16 protein-coding genes are annotated in these 13,888 nt (G+C 56.4%); 9 read left to right on the forward strand and 7 right to left on the reverse strand.

The genetic code is table 11. The features are described 5' to 3' along the window. Positions 1-6: 6 nt before the first annotated feature. The 3 genes from OCA8868_RS14025 to OCA8868_RS14035 all read right to left on the reverse strand — a co-directional run bounded on the left by OCA8868_RS14025 (position 7) and on the right by OCA8868_RS14035 (position 2,880). Positions 7-1,464, reverse strand: coding sequence for an efflux RND transporter periplasmic adaptor subunit (locus OCA8868_RS14025; protein WP_093997183.1), 1,458 nt, complete (start codon positions 1,462-1,464; stop codon positions 7-9). Between the two features lie 97 nt (positions 1,465-1,561). Next, positions 1,562-2,101: a molybdenum cofactor biosynthesis protein B gene (gene moaB / locus OCA8868_RS14030; protein WP_093997184.1), complete on the reverse strand. Its 540-nt coding sequence runs from the start codon at positions 2,099-2,101 to the stop codon at positions 1,562-1,564. Continuing rightward, positions 2,098-2,880 (reverse strand): uracil-DNA glycosylase, encoded by a 783-nt coding sequence (locus OCA8868_RS14035; protein WP_093997185.1) that lies wholly within the window; start codon positions 2,878-2,880, stop codon positions 2,098-2,100. The genes moaB and OCA8868_RS14035 overlap by 4 nt, the downstream gene beginning before the upstream one ends. 96 nt (positions 2,881-2,976) lie before the next feature. Between OCA8868_RS14035 and OCA8868_RS14040 the strand changes: the two genes are divergently transcribed. Genes OCA8868_RS14040 through plsY form a run of 6 tightly spaced genes read left to right on the forward strand, consistent with a single transcriptional unit; the run spans position 2,977 to position 7,257 of the window. Then, positions 2,977-3,939: an aspartate carbamoyltransferase catalytic subunit gene (locus OCA8868_RS14040; protein ID WP_093997186.1), complete on the forward strand. Its 963-nt coding sequence runs from the start codon at positions 2,977-2,979 to the stop codon at positions 3,937-3,939. Then, positions 3,936-4,355: a hypothetical protein gene (locus tag OCA8868_RS14045; protein WP_093997187.1), complete on the forward strand. Its 420-nt coding sequence runs from the start codon at positions 3,936-3,938 to the stop codon at positions 4,353-4,355. The genes OCA8868_RS14040 and OCA8868_RS14045 overlap by 4 nt, the downstream gene beginning before the upstream one ends. Positions 4,356-4,363: 8 nt before the next feature. After that, positions 4,364-4,915 (forward strand): hypothetical protein, encoded by a 552-nt coding sequence (locus OCA8868_RS14050; RefSeq protein ID WP_143849639.1) that lies wholly within the window; start codon positions 4,364-4,366, stop codon positions 4,913-4,915. Further along, a complete protein-coding gene (locus OCA8868_RS14055; RefSeq protein WP_245848276.1) occupies positions 4,912-5,349 on the forward strand; it encodes a hypothetical protein in 438 nt (145 codons plus the stop codon). The genes OCA8868_RS14050 and OCA8868_RS14055 overlap by 4 nt, the downstream gene beginning before the upstream one ends. A 32-nt stretch (positions 5,350-5,381) precedes the next feature. Next, positions 5,382-6,653: a dihydroorotase gene (gene pyrC, locus OCA8868_RS14060; protein ID WP_093997190.1), complete on the forward strand. Its 1,272-nt coding sequence runs from the start codon at positions 5,382-5,384 to the stop codon at positions 6,651-6,653. Further along, on the forward strand, positions 6,646-7,257 hold the full coding sequence (plsY, locus tag OCA8868_RS14065; RefSeq protein WP_093997191.1) for a glycerol-3-phosphate 1-O-acyltransferase PlsY: 612 nt from the start codon (positions 6,646-6,648) through the stop codon (positions 7,255-7,257). Before pyrC ends, plsY begins: the two co-directional genes overlap by 8 nt. A gap of 7 nt (positions 7,258-7,264) precedes the next feature. Here plsY and OCA8868_RS14070 read toward each other — a convergent pair whose 3' ends face one another. The 3 genes from OCA8868_RS14070 to OCA8868_RS14080 are packed head-to-tail and all read right to left on the reverse strand — an operon-like array spanning position 7,265 to position 9,918. Next, positions 7,265-8,635, reverse strand: a complete 1,371-nt coding sequence (locus OCA8868_RS14070; RefSeq protein WP_093997192.1) for a glutamate--cysteine ligase — start codon at positions 8,633-8,635, stop codon at positions 7,265-7,267. A gap of 57 nt (positions 8,636-8,692) precedes the next feature. Next, positions 8,693-9,202, reverse strand: a complete 510-nt coding sequence (locus tag OCA8868_RS14075; protein WP_245848277.1) for a hypothetical protein — start codon at positions 9,200-9,202, stop codon at positions 8,693-8,695. Continuing rightward, entirely contained in the window at positions 9,199-9,918 is a 720-nt protein-coding gene (locus OCA8868_RS14080; RefSeq protein ID WP_370738002.1) for a 16S rRNA (uracil(1498)-N(3))-methyltransferase, read from the reverse strand. The genes OCA8868_RS14075 and OCA8868_RS14080 overlap by 4 nt, the downstream gene beginning before the upstream one ends. A 12-nt stretch (positions 9,919-9,930) precedes the next feature. On the opposite strand from OCA8868_RS14080, the gene ubiA reads away from it, so the two are divergent. The 3 genes from ubiA to OCA8868_RS14095 are packed head-to-tail and all read left to right on the forward strand — an operon-like array spanning position 9,931 to position 13,173. Next, entirely contained in the window at positions 9,931-10,890 is a 960-nt protein-coding gene (gene ubiA, locus OCA8868_RS14085; protein ID WP_093997195.1) for a 4-hydroxybenzoate octaprenyltransferase, read from the forward strand. 58 nt (positions 10,891-10,948) lie between these two features. Continuing rightward, complete coding sequence (locus OCA8868_RS14090; RefSeq protein WP_093997196.1) at positions 10,949-12,850, forward strand: OmpA family protein; 1,902 nt, start codon at positions 10,949-10,951, stop codon at positions 12,848-12,850. After that, a complete protein-coding gene (locus tag OCA8868_RS14095; protein WP_093997197.1) occupies positions 12,847-13,173 on the forward strand; it encodes a hypothetical protein in 327 nt (108 codons plus the stop codon). The genes OCA8868_RS14090 and OCA8868_RS14095 overlap by 4 nt, the downstream gene beginning before the upstream one ends. Positions 13,174-13,229: 56 nt before the next feature. On the opposite strand, the gene OCA8868_RS14100 is transcribed toward OCA8868_RS14095, so the two are convergent. Beyond that, positions 13,230-13,685 (reverse strand): hypothetical protein, encoded by a 456-nt coding sequence (locus OCA8868_RS14100; RefSeq protein WP_143849641.1) that lies wholly within the window; start codon positions 13,683-13,685, stop codon positions 13,230-13,232. Positions 13,686-13,888 lie beyond the last annotated feature (203 nt).

The following is a 13,888-nucleotide window of genomic DNA, read 5'->3' on the forward strand; positions in this document are numbered from 1 at the left end:
CAAGGGTTACGTTCCCATCCGCTCTTCAAGGCGGTTCACCACGTCGGCGGGCACCTCGTCTTGTTCTAGCTGTCCAAGGGTGCGCGTTTTCGCTGGTGGCGGCATGCGTGAACCTTCGACAAACTCAATGAGGCGTGCGCGGCGTTCTGGATCAAGCGTAATCATTTCAGTGGGTTCTGGTGCCTCCGCTTCCGCATTCGGGTCAATCGGCAGCACTGCAATACCTGCACCCAACAGCGGCGAGCGCTCCACGACAACCTGTTGGCCATAAAGCGATGGCGCACGAATAATGACATCATCCCCTTGTCGGCGAAGGACTTCGACGGGAATTTCCTCAAGGCGGTTTCCCTCGGCCAGCAAAAGCGCGCTACTGTTTGATCCAATCGCGGTAGATGGCACCATCGCAACGCCGCGCAAGTCGGGCTCGGTCACAGTGACGGTTACAAAATCACCCGCGCGCAGGCCAGCAGTTGAATCGAGACGGGCAAACAGCAATCGTCCGGTCTGGCCGTCACCAACATTCGCGCTTTCGCGGGTGATTTGACCTGCTGCTTCCAAACGCAGGTCTTGCGCATCAAGTGAAATGATCACGTCAGCGTTTCCAAGTCTGCCATCGGCCCCAGTCAGCCGCGCATACTGAGCAGTGGATAGGCGGAATGACACCTCAAGTTTGTCATTCTCGACGAGATCCCCAAGATGCTCGTTTGACGTAACACGCACGCCTTGGGTGATGCTCACATCGGACAAAGTTCCTGAAAACGGTGCGAATACTTCAGTATCTGCGACCACACGATCCGCATCTTCTAAGTTCAAACGCGCACGGTCTAACCGTGTCGCTGCCTGATCCAGCCGTGCTTGCGCTTGCGCCAGAACTTGGCGACGTGACAGGACGGCTTGGTTCGCACCTGACAAAGCCAGTTCCGCCGTTTCAATCGCGGCGGCCGTACCAACTCCGCGTGCGGCTAGATCATTCTGACGTGTCAGCGCTTGTTGGCGCAAAACAGCCTGTTGTTCGGCAGCGGCAACTTCGTCTTGCTCTAGGGTCAATGCGCGATCCGCGTCTCGAAGCTCTGCTTCAGCATCGCGCAAGTCCGCTGCGATGCGGTCCCGTGCGGATTGCGCATCGCGCGGGTCAATCTTGACGATCAGCTCACCTTCAAGAACCCGTCCGCCATCTGCAAAGTTCGGAGAAACCTCTAGCACAGTGCCACTTGATAGCGCCCGCAAGGCAAACGTGTTTGCGCTGCTCAGTTCTCCGAACACGACCAATTCAGGCGCAATCGTTTTTGGCGTTACCGTCACCACATTCACCGACAACACGCGCTCGCGCTGCGGAAAACTGCGGGGCTCTGCGTTCATGCGTTCGTTCACTGCAAGGCGCACCGTGTTACCTGCCCACGCAAACAGCGCCAGCGTAAGTGCAAATAGAAAGATACCAACAAGGCTACGTCTTAGGAATTGCATGTCTTAGGCCTTATTTAGCGGGTCAATAACAACGTAGCGCATGTCGCCCAAGGACCAAGCCGAATGGCGTCACGCGTGGGTTATACGCACGCGATTGTTATTTCCGTCGCTGATGTTCGTCTAATCTTGGAAGTATTTCGACGAAATTGCAGGGGTTGTGCCGATAATCGAGCTGTTTAACGAGAATTTCGTCCCACGCATCCTTGCACGCACCCGTGCTACCCGGCAGGGCAAACAGATATGTGCCATTCGCCACACCACCCGTCGCACGGCTTTGAACGGCACTCGTCCCGATCTTTTGCATAGAGACAATCGTGAACACGGTCCCAAACGCGTCGATCTCTTTTTCATAAACATCGCGGTGCGCTTCAACGGTCACATCGCGCCCCGTAAGACCAGTGCCACCCGTGCTTAGGATCACGTCAATGTCTGGATCAGCACACCAGCTGCGCAACTGATCCGCGATTTCCGCCCGCTCATCACGCAGGATTTTACGATCTGCGAGGATGTGCCCTGCCTTTTCCAGCCGGTCGACTAGCGTTTGCCCTGATCGATCATCCTCGATGCCGCGCGTGTCGCTCACGCTTAAAATCGCGATGCGGACAGGGATAAACGAACGGGTTTTATCTAGGCTCATGTCAGGTCTTTCATGCGGGCTTTGAGGGAGAGCAGGTCCGCCCACGCATCGCGTTTCGCCGCTGGGTTGGTGAGCAAATACGCAGGCGCGAACATCGGAATAGCAGCCAGCCCTGCGGCCTCGGTCCAACCACCGCGCAATCGCGTCATGCCGCTTTTCTTGATCAGCGCATGACACGGCCCATTCCCCATCAAGATCAGGATTTTTGGCGTAGCCAGCGCGATATGGCGTTCAAGGAACGGCAGCATCATCGCCAGTTCAGTCGCATTCGGGTCGCGGTTTTGCGGCGGGTTCCATGGGATCACTGGGGCCATATAAACAGGCGCATCGCCACTGCGGCCAAGCCCGATGGCGGCAAGCATTTTGTCCAAAAGAATACCTGCACGCCCTGCGAACATCTCGCCGGCGCGGTCATCTTCGCGATCCGGCGCATCCGAAATGATCATCACGGACGCACCTGCTTCACCACCTGAAAACACCAGATTGCGCGCCGCATCTTTCAACGCACAGCCTTCAAACGCGGCCATCGCCGCTTTCAACCCTGCAAGGTCCTGTGCTGCATTCGCGCTTTCGCGAGCAAGCGCACCATAGTCAATATCAGGTGCCGCGGGCGGCAAAGGTGGGGCTGTTTCAGGCAATGCCGCGGCTTTCGGCTTAGGCTTGGAAACTTCAAGCGCGTAGCGGTCAATCGGTTCATCGCCAATCGCCTCATCCACGCCCATCTCGACCTGCCAATCAAGCAGTGCCTTCGCAGTCCAATATTCGATCCCTGATTCCATGCGCCATCTTAGCCTGCGCATTGCATGAGATCACGCGCTGATCTTGCCGCCGCCCGCGACCCCCCATATAAGCAGCGCAGTCAATTCGGAGGTCCCATGACATTTCGCGCGCCGCACCTGCTTGGCATAGAGCACCTCCACCCAACGGAAATCACGACTTTGCTAGACTTGGCGGACCAATACGCCGAAGATAACCGCAAGGGTCGGGCCCACCGAAACGTGCTCGAGGGGATGACCCAGATCAACATGTTCTTCGAAAATTCGACCCGAACACAGGCGAGTTTCGAGATTGCAGGCAAGCGTCTTGGCGCGGATGTGATGAACATGGCGATGCAGGCGTCCAGCATCAAAAAGGGCGAAACCCTGATTGATACCGCGCTGACCCTGAATGCCATGCGCCCCGATTTGCTTGTGGTGCGTCACCCGAATTCCGGCGCTGTTGATTTGTTGGCACAGAAAGTGAACTGCGCGGTGTTGAACGCGGGCGATGGCCGCCATGAACACCCAACGCAGGCCTTGCTTGATGCGCTGACGATCCGCCGTGCAAAGGGGCGCTTGCACCGCCTATCCATCGCGATTTGTGGCGACGTGGCGCATAGCCGTGTGGCACGTTCCAACATCATGTTGCTTGGTAAAATGGAAAACCGCGTGCGTTTGGTTGGCCCCCCAACTTTACTGCCATCCGGCGTCGAAGAGTTCGGCGTCGAAGTGTTCCACGACATGCGAGAAGGCCTGAAGGACGTCGACGTCGTGATGATGCTGCGCCTCCAGAAAGAACGCATGGACGGCGGGTTCATCCCGTCCGAGCGCGAATACTTCCACCGTTACGGGTTGGACGCCGAAAAGCTAAGCCATGCCAAAGACGACGCCATCGTCATGCACCCGGGCCCGATGAACCGCGGCGTTGAAATTGACGGCACCATTGCCGACGACATCAACCGCAGTGTGATCCAAGAACAGGTCGAAATGGGTGTCGCCGTGCGCATGGCCGCCATGGACCTTCTGGCGCAAAACCTGCGTGCAAAACGAGGCGCAAAGGCCGCTGGGGTGATGGTGTGAGGGCAGCGCCGCAACTGGTCGCTGGGGAAGAAGTGCTTCACCAGCATGTCCCGAACCTTGGGGCGTTCAAGCGCACTGCGCTTTTGATGTTGGCGATTACCATCATTCCAACCGCCGTTATCCTCATGTTGTTTCCCGACTCGGTATGGGGGGTTGCTCCGATGTTCTTGACCTGCCTTCTACTGACGCAGGAACGGTTCAACTTGGGCAAATACGCGGCTTGGATCACGAATAAGCGGGTCATTCTCCAAGGGGATGAAGAGGTCGCGCTGGACGACATTTCTTCGGTCAAAGTATCTGCCAACGCTGTACGTCTCGAGTATGGGCCGGATGGTCAAAAGGCCAAACTGTATTACGCGAAAGATCGGGCCGCTTTGAAACAATTGATCGACGGCGCGCTGGTAGCTGCGCAATGAGTACGATTGTGTCTAATACAGTCTCCGCAACCGAACGCGGGCTAATACGCCTCTACAGCATAGAAATGCCGGCTGAAGAAACCCCCGCCTTTATAGATCAACCGCTCGAAGATGACGCAGTGTGGCCAGTGATGGACGCATTGGGTGCGCGGTATTTGGATAGTGATTTCATCGAAGTGTTCGACGTTGCTTCGCTTGAAGAAATTGGCTTCAAAGGGTACCTAATACTCGGGAATGGTGTCGCTGAAGAAGACGTCGCCCCTTACGCAGAGCTGTTGGATCAAGTCACTGGTACTGTGTTGATGGTCGTTAGCTCGGCGTTTGGCGGCTTCGAACAGGAACTGTCACCGAAACGCCCCCTGCGTCATATCGCAACGTTCAAAGAAGCTTCCGCACCCGTTCAGTTCGAACAATTGCCACGCGAAAGCGCTAAAGGGGTGGTCGGGGATACCCCAATGAAAAAGAAACCGTCAGATGCCGCGATGTCGGGGCGTATCGCAACGCTAGCCTTGTTGGTTATGTTTCTGCTGGTTGCTCTGATGATCTGGGTCGCAAGATGATGATGTCCCTTACCCCAACAGCGAAACTGCGGGACGGTGAGACCGTTTTGGCGTCGTGTCGCGGGGATCGGATGACTTATTGGCGCGAAATGGCGTGGCTGGCCGCTATTGCGATGGTGTTGGGCATGGTTGTGCTTTGGCTCATCGGCAATCCGCACGTCTGGACGGGTGGTGTTGGTGGTTTGGCCGCGATCATGATCCGCGCGCTTTATCTTGCGACCGATGATCTCAAGGTGCGCTGGGATTTGACCGACCAACGCCTTCTGGGCCCCGGCGATCGTGACATCGCCTTGCGCGACATCTCAATCGTTCGTCCCTTCCTGTCAGCCGTCCAAATCGTAACTGCCAATGGCGATAAACACCTCATCAAATATCAGGCAGACCGCGATGCGGTTGTCACTGCAATCCAACAGGCGCCTGCACGCACCACTTGACCGCGCGCGTTATTTTTCATTGAAAGACCACCATGCGCATCCTTTTTGAAAACGCCCGCCTGATTGATCCGGAAACTGGTACCGACGCGATTGGGTCGCTGATGGTGGTCGACGGGCTGATCGCCGAAAACACCGGAAAACCGGATGAGGTCATCGACTGCGGCGGCAAATGCCTCGCTCCCGGTATCGTCGACATTGGCGTGAAGGTCTCTGAACCGGGTGAACGCCACAAAGAAAGTTTTGCTTCTGCGGGCCGTGCAGCGGTGGCAGGCGGGATCACCACCATCGTCACCCGCCCCGATACCAGCCCCGCGATTGACACCCCTGAAACGCTGGAATTTGTCGAACGTCGCGCCAGCATTGATGCGGCGGTGAACGTCCTGCCAATGGCCGCCCTGACAAAAGGGCGCGATGGCAAGGAAATGACCGAGATCGGTTTTTTGATGGACGCAGGCGCTGCGGCCTTCACCGATTGCGACCGCGTTGTCACCAACACCAAAGTCTTCAGCCGCGTGCTGACCTATGCCCATTCTCTTGGCGCGTTGGTTATCGGCCATGTCCAAGAACCGGGCTTGTCTGCTGGCGGCTCTGTGACCTCTGGAAAGTTCGCAACCTTGCGCGGGCTGTCTGGTGTTTCACCAATGGCGGAACGCATGGGGCTGGATCGCGACATTGCCCTGCTCGAAATGACGGGCGCCGCCTATCACGTCGATCAAATCACCACCGCCCGCGCATTGCCTGCACTGGAACGCGCCAAGGCGAACGGGCTGAACATCACCGCAGGTGTCGGCATTCACCACCTCACGCTGAACGAAATGGACGTCGCCGATTACCGCACGTTCTTTAAACTCAAACCGCCCCTGCGCTCCGAGGATGACCGTTTGGCGGTTGTCGAGGCCGTGGCCTCCGGCCTGATCGACATCATCAGCTCGATGCACACGCCCCAAGACGAAGAATCCAAACGCTTGCCGTTTGAAGAAGCCGCATCCGGCGCCGTGGCGCTCGAAACCCTGCTGTCCGCGGCGCTGCGTCTGGTCCACGCGGGTCACATGGATTTGCCGCACTTGTTCCGCGCCCTCGCGCTGAACCCCGCCAACCGCCTCGGCCTAACGTGCGGTCGCCTTTCCGTTGGTGCACCTGCTGATCTGGTTCTGTTTGATCCCGATGTAAGTTGGAAGCTCGACCGTTCCAAGTTGCTCTCGAAGTCCAAAAACACCCCCTTTGACGAGGCCATATTGCAAGGCAAAGTGATCGCGACCTACGTCGGTGGCATCAACAAAACAGAAAGCTTGGCCAATGCTTGAACTCGTTAGCTCAGGGTCAACATTGCTGCTTTGGGCTGCAATCGCCTACATCATCGGCTCAATCCCATTTGGCCTGATCCTCGCGCGGGTCATGGGGCTTGGCAATCTGCGCGACATCGGCTCGGGCAACATCGGCGCTACGAACGTCTTGCGCACTGGCTCCAAAAAAGCCGCGATCCTTACGTTGTTACTGGACGCGGGCAAAGGTGCGTTCGTCGTCTTGCTCGCCCGTAAATTCGCCGCATTCGACGCCGCACAAGTGGCCGCGTTTTTCGTCATGCTCGGGCACTGTTTCCCCGTTTGGCTGAAGTTTCGAGGCGGCAAAGGCGTCGCCACCTTCCTTGGCCTGCTATACGCCCTCGCATGGCCCGTTGGCATCGCGGCCTGCCTAACATGGCTCGCGACGGCCGCCGCATTCCGCTATTCCTCACTCGCCGCACTGGTAGCAGCAGTCTCAACAATGGTCTGGGCAATCGTGCTGGGCGTGCCTAGCATCTTCATCCTGTGCTCGTTCCTGACGGCACTGATTTTCTGGCGCCACGCCGGAAACATCCGCAGGCTTTTTGCAGGTGAAGAGAGTAAAATCGGTCAGAAATCTAGCTAAAGCCGCTCTAGTAGCTATACCCATCGTAGATTTTGCTTAGATCGCCGTTCCACGCGCCGTTGTAGTCATCCAGCAATTCATCCGCAGGTGTTTTGCCTGTCTCGATGGATTCTTTCAGCGCGTTCAGGAAATGGGTTTCATCGGGCACCATGCCACCCGCACCCGGCATGGCGCGGTTTTTCAGGCCAACTTCAGCGATCTTCACGCATTCACGTGCGATGTCATGCATGGATTGGCCGTTCACCTTGGCCTGCAACCCGTGGATCGACGCCTCAACGCGCCATGCGTTGCGGGTTTCTTCGTCCCAGTCCTTGCACAGGTCCCAAGCGGCATCCAAAGCTGTCTGATCATACGTCAATCCGACCCAGAACGCAGGCAACGCACATAGGCGACGCCAAGGGCCACCATCAGCGCCGCGCATCTCGATGAATTGTTTTAAGCGTGCTTCGGGGAAGGCCGTTGTCAGGTGGTCTGCCCAATCCGACAGCGTCGGTGTTTCACCAGGCAGCGCAGGCAAACGCCCTTTCAGGAAATCGCGGAACGACTGACCAAGGGCATCAATATATTGGCCATCGCGGTAGACAAAATACATCGGCACATCGAGCATATATTCAACGTAACGTTCAAATCCGAAGCCGTCTTCAAACACGAACGGCAACATGCCTGTGCGCGCATCATCCAGATGACGCCAAATCCGCGCCCGCCAGCTTTTGTGATCATTCACTTTGCCATCAAAGAACGGCGAATTCGCAAACAACGCCGTTGCCACAGGCTGCAACGCAAGGGCCACGCGCATCTTTTGAACCATGTCCGGCTCGGATGAGAAATCGAGGTTCACCTGCACGGTGCAGGTCCGCCGCATCATCATTTTGCCCGACGTGCCGACCTTATCCATATAGGCGTCCATCAGCTTGTAACGGCCCTTTGGCATCAGCGGCATTTCATCGTGCGACCATTCCGGCGCGGCCCCAAGGCCGATAAAGCCAACGCCGATTTCATCAGCAATGGACTTCACTTCCGCCAAATGGCTGTTCACTTCGTCACAGGTCTGGTGGATCGTCTCAACAGGGGCACCAGACAGTTCCAACGCACCACCCGGCTCCAACGACACGTTAGCGCCGTCCTTTTCCAACCCGATCAGGAAACCGCCTTCGGTGACAGGCGCCCAGCCGTACCGGTCGCGTAGGCCAGACAAAACAGCTTCAATAGAACGCTCGCCATGAAACGGCAGCGGTTTATGGGTGTCTTTGCAATAGCCAAACTTCTCATGCTCGGTGCCAATGCGCCAATCGGCCTTTGGGCGGCACCCTTTGGCTAGAAATTCAGCGAGTTGTTCATGGCGTTCAATAGGACCGCCGCCGGACTGAGGAATGGACATGAAAGGCGCTCCGTTTGCATGTGTGGATTTAAGACGTGGCTGTTCATCGCCGTCGTGTCAATGCACGAGCGTGTAAGGTTTGTGATCCGGCGCCATCCAAATGGTCATTTGCGCGCTACGAGGGGCGTTCAGAAGCGACAACATATACTCAGTTTTAATGCCGGGAAGGGCAGCAAATACGTCAAATAACGCCTCAACGCCCAAGGCATCCGTTGGAATGTCCAAATGTTTGCCGTCACGGTTAATAATCCGCCAAGCGGGGGCAGGGGTGATATCAAGCTGCACCATCAGATCGAGGTCCGCGACACCCCCATCAAGCGGGCCAAGGTAAGTCACGCGGCGTTCGTCCAGCGTTACGACACCTGCACCGTCACTATGCGGACGGAACCGCACCTTTTGCCCTGCCGCAATTGCAAGGCCAACGCCCAAAGCCGCCAATGCCCAGCCAAGCCATTGCACTATCCCAAAGGACGCAAAGCCCCACCACAGACCAACGGCAGCTAACGCCAATGCCGCAATAACCTCGCGCCACCGCCATAGCCCCGCGCGGACTTCGGGGCGGATCATGTCCAATCCCCCAAGGCCTGCTGCCATAACGTCAATGCGGCAACCGCTGCTGTGTCAGCACGCAAAATGCGTGGCCCAAGGCTGATGGCATGGGCATGGCCCAAACCGCGCAACCGATCACGTTCTTTGTCAGAAAACCCACCTTCGGGACCAATGAATATCGCCCACGGGCCTGTATCTGTTGGTAAATCCAAAGCTTGCCCGACCATCGCCTCATCACAAAACAGGATGCGGCGTGCGGGGTCCCAATTGTCCAGCAACTTGGCAAACTTTTGCAGCTCAGCCACCTCGGGCACATAGGTCCCGCCACATTGCTCGGCGGCTTCTAGGGCATGCGCCTGAAGTTTGTCCTGCCGAATGCGATTGGCGGACTGGGTGTATTCGGTTTGCATGGGAACAATCTTCGCCGCCCCAAGCTCAGCCGCTTTTTCGACAATAAAGGACGTGCGGTCCTTTTTGATGGGCGCAAACACCAGCCAGACGTCAGGGGGCATTTGCAGCGGCTTGGTTTGTTCTACACATTCCAGCACACCACCCTTTTTGGTGGCTGCAATAACACGTGCGTGCCATTCGCCGTGTTGCCCGTTAAAAAGCAACACATCCGCGCCGACATCCAACCGCATAACCCCGAAAAGGTAATGCGCTTGCTCCCGCGACAGTGCGACCCTTTCAGAAGGGCTCAAAGGGTGGTCTACGTGTAATCGAATGCGTGCCATAGAGGTGAACATATGACCGAGAAAGATCGGACGCCAGAGGTTGAAATTGCTGATGCTGTGACAGGCAACTGGGTAGACACCTATGCGCCCGCCCGCACCCGTCCTTTTTTGCGCCTTTCACGGGCGGATCGCCCCATCGGAACATGGCTTTTGTTGTTGCCCTGTTGGTGGGGATTGCTGTTGGCGATGCTGCACACCGGCCGCGCCAGCCTGTTTGACCTCTGGATCGCAATCGGCTGCGCGATGGGTGCATTTTTGATGCGCGGCGCGGGCTGTACGTGGAATGACATAACGGACCGTGACATTGACGGCAAAGTCGAACGCACCGCAAACCGCCCGATCCCGTCTGGACAAGTGGGTGTGCGCAAGGCGCTGGTTTGGATGGCGCTGCAATCCTTCATTTCGCTGCTGATCTTGCTGACCTTTAACACCAACGCCATCCTTTTGGGCATCGCCGCATTGGTTCCTGTCGCGATCTATCCCTTTGCAAAACGCTTCACGTGGTGGCCGCAGGTGTTTCTCGGCCTTGCCTTCAACTGGGGCGCACTGTTGGCATGGACGGCTCATACTGGCTCCCTCGGGTGGCCCGCCATCGCGCTTTACGCGGCTGGCATCGCGTGGACGCTGTTTTACGACACGATCTACGCACACCAAGATTCTGAGGACGACGCGCTCATCGGCGTAAAATCGACGGCCCGCCTGTTTGGGGACGCAACCCCGATTTGGCTGCGCTACTTTATGGTCGCCACGGTTTGTCTGCTTGGGTTGGCTGTAGTTCTTGCTGGGATCGGCACCAATATCCTGGCGCTTGTGGTTGCCTTAGGTGGTCCGTGGGCGATGGGGTGGCACCTTGCATGGCAACAACGCAGCTTTGATGCGGATGACAGCGCTATGCTTCTGAAATTATTCCGTTCTAATCGGGACGCGGGCCTCATTCCTTTGCCGTTTTTCGCCGTTGCGTTGTTCCTTTGATTGAACCTCGCGCCACAACCGCCTAAGCACAGGTAAATAACCTCTAAAGGACGCCGAAATGCGCCTGTCTGCTCTTTTTATCCGTCTCGGCGTGTTTTGCCTTGCTGCGATCGTTTGCGCGCTCGCTGCGCGTGTTGTCGTTGCGACGGTTGAAACCCGCTCTGTTCAGGCGGTTGATCTCGCTCTGGAAGAAAACGGCCACCGGTTCGCTTCGGTGCTCGGGGACGGGTTGCAGGTCATTCTAGAAGGCGAAGCCCCCTCTGAAGCGATGCGTTTCCGCGCGATTTCAACAGCCGGAAGCATGGTCGATGCCAGCCGCGTTATCGACAACATGACCATTACAGATAGCGCGGGCATTCAGGCCCCGGAATTTTCGATGGAAATTCTGCGCAACGATAGCGGCATTTCCATTATCGGTCTGATTCCCACATCCTCGGATCGGGATGAGTTGACTGAAACTCTTACGGGTATGGCCGGTGAAGGCAGTAGTTTTGCGGACTTCTTAGAAACAGCAGACTACGATGTTCCGTTGGGCTGGGAGCCAGCGGTTGAGTTCGGGCTTCGCGCCCTGCGCCAATTGCCGCGCTCAAAAATTTCTGTCCGCGCTGGCCGCGTTTCCGTTGAGGCAATTTCGGATTCACCTGAACAGAAGGCCCAATTGGAAACCAGCTTGCGCCGCTCCAGCCCAGATGGATTGCTAATCACGCTTAATATCTCAGCTCCGCGCCCTGTGGTCTCACCGTTTGTGACCCGCTTCATCATCGACGAGAACGGCGCGCGTTTTGATAGCTGCGTCGCAGATACGCCCGCCGCAGAACGCCTCATCGTGGCTACAGCACAAACGATCGGTGTTGAAGGACGTGTCGGATGCACCGTTGCCCTCGGGACACCGACAACGCGTTGGGCAGACGCCGTTACGATGTCTATGTCCGCACTCGAAGAATTGGGTGGCGGTACCGTCACGATCTCGGATGCAGATGTAACATTGGTCGCGAAAGCCGGTGCAGTTCAGGGCAATTTTGATCGGATCGCAGGCGAACTTGAAAATTCTTTGCCTGAAGTTTTCGCACTTGAGGCAATTTTGCCCGTCCCGCCGACAAACGGCGAAGAAGGCCCACCCCAATTCATCGCAACACTCAGCCCCGAAGGGCTCGTGCAGCTGCGTGGTCGTGTTTCCAGTGATTTGCTGAACTCCACCGCCGAAAACTTCGCAAGCGCCAAGTTCGGCTCGGCCGACATCTCAATGGCAACACGTGTTGTTGACGGATTGCCGGGCAGCTGGTCCGTGCGCGTCTTGGCCGGCATCGAAGCCTTGTCCAAATTGTCCAACGGCTCCGTCACAGTCGAGCCGGGGAATGTTGTGGTGCGTGGTAACAGCGGTATTCCGGACGCGGGCGGCGAAATTACCCGTCTGCTCATTGAAAAGCTGGGCGAAACAGAAGAATTTGAAGTTGCTGTAACCTATGTCGAGGCGCTTGATCCGATTGCATCTATGCCAACTGAAGAAGAATGTTTGGCAAGTATCATGGCCGTCACCGAATCCCGCAAAATCACGTTTGAACCCAGTTCTGCGACGATTGCTGGCGAAGGGGCGGGCATCCTCGATGACATCGCCGAAATCTTGCAGCGCTGCTCGGATCTCCGGATTGAAATTGCAGGCTACACCGACAGCCAAGGGTCTGAAGACGGCAACCAACGTCTAAGCCAACAACGCGCTGACGCCGTGCTGGATGGCCTGCGCGTGCGCCGCGTTCCTGTGGCCAGCTTCCGCTCTGTCGGTTACGGCGAAGCTGACCCGATCGCTGACAATGAAACGGCAGAAGGCCGCGAGGCAAACCGCCGGATTGAGTTCTCTCTCATCGTGCCTGAAAGTACCGAAGAACCGACTGCACTCGAGCAAATTGAAGAAGAAGCCGCACAAGCGGCAGAAGACGCTACCCAAGAGGAACCAGCAGAATGAACAGAACCGAATTCATCGTCGCCACCGCGATTATCCTGTTTGTGGCTTTCTGTTTGGGCTGGTTCGCCAGCTGGTTGATCAACCGCTTCACCCGCATCTCCAAGTCCGAAGTCGGTGAACTAGACCGTATGGCGCAATCCTTGCACGAGGCCGAAGAAACCCGCGATCAGGCAATCACATACCTTCAGCAACGCGAAGCCGAGATCTCCAACCAACTGTCCCAAACCGAGGCTGAACTGCGCGCTGCAATGGATGGCTTGCGCGACGCCCGCCAAGAAGCCGAAGAAATGCGGACGTATATCGAACGTCAAAACGCCGGCTAGCGGAGACGACCGCTTTACGGGCCAAGTTACCGTTTCGCCGCAACGACTAGTGCGATTTAGATACTCTTTTGTGATGGGGCTTTGTGGAGAGCTAAAACGACAAGTAATATCAAAAAGCCTACAGCTCCAAAATTCAAATTTGGGGCATCTCGCCCCATAAAGAATATGTCGCATGAATTCAGGTGTTCAGTGTATCGAAGGTTTGTGATCCCTCCGACCAAGAATGCAGAGATGCTTGCGAAGGTAGCTAAGACGAACAAAATTGTGCCTCGACCATAAGTCATTACCGTAGCAAAAGAAAATGCCACCAAAGATGCGGCTATATAAGCTCCCCACAAGCATGACTTGACTAGAGTTTGAAGTCGAAAATCCAGCACCTGGCCGCATCCGTCGCCCGGCAACAGCACAACTAGCGCGTCGTTCGCAACGAAATGAACTCCCATCTGGGCAAGCAAAACGAAGCCAAAAATCAGCACAAATGCGAGTAAGGAGTAGGTGCGTGAGAGCATCATAATTACATTTTCCTCTACCACTAGGTGGGCCAGTCCAAACTTAGGATCTTCGATTGAAAAGTCGTCGAATTGCTCCAATTCTGTTGAAAAAGTCTTCTTGATTTGAAGGCCATCGGCTGATTCAATTTCCCTATTACAACGGGGAATTTAGCGATGATGGGAGCGAAGCAGAAAGCGCAAGCGGCGTTGTTTTATGAGTTCTC

It is taken from the genome of Octadecabacter ascidiaceicola (assembly GCF_900185015.1).
Classification (GTDB): Bacteria; Pseudomonadota; Alphaproteobacteria; order Rhodobacterales; family Rhodobacteraceae; genus Octadecabacter; species Octadecabacter ascidiaceicola.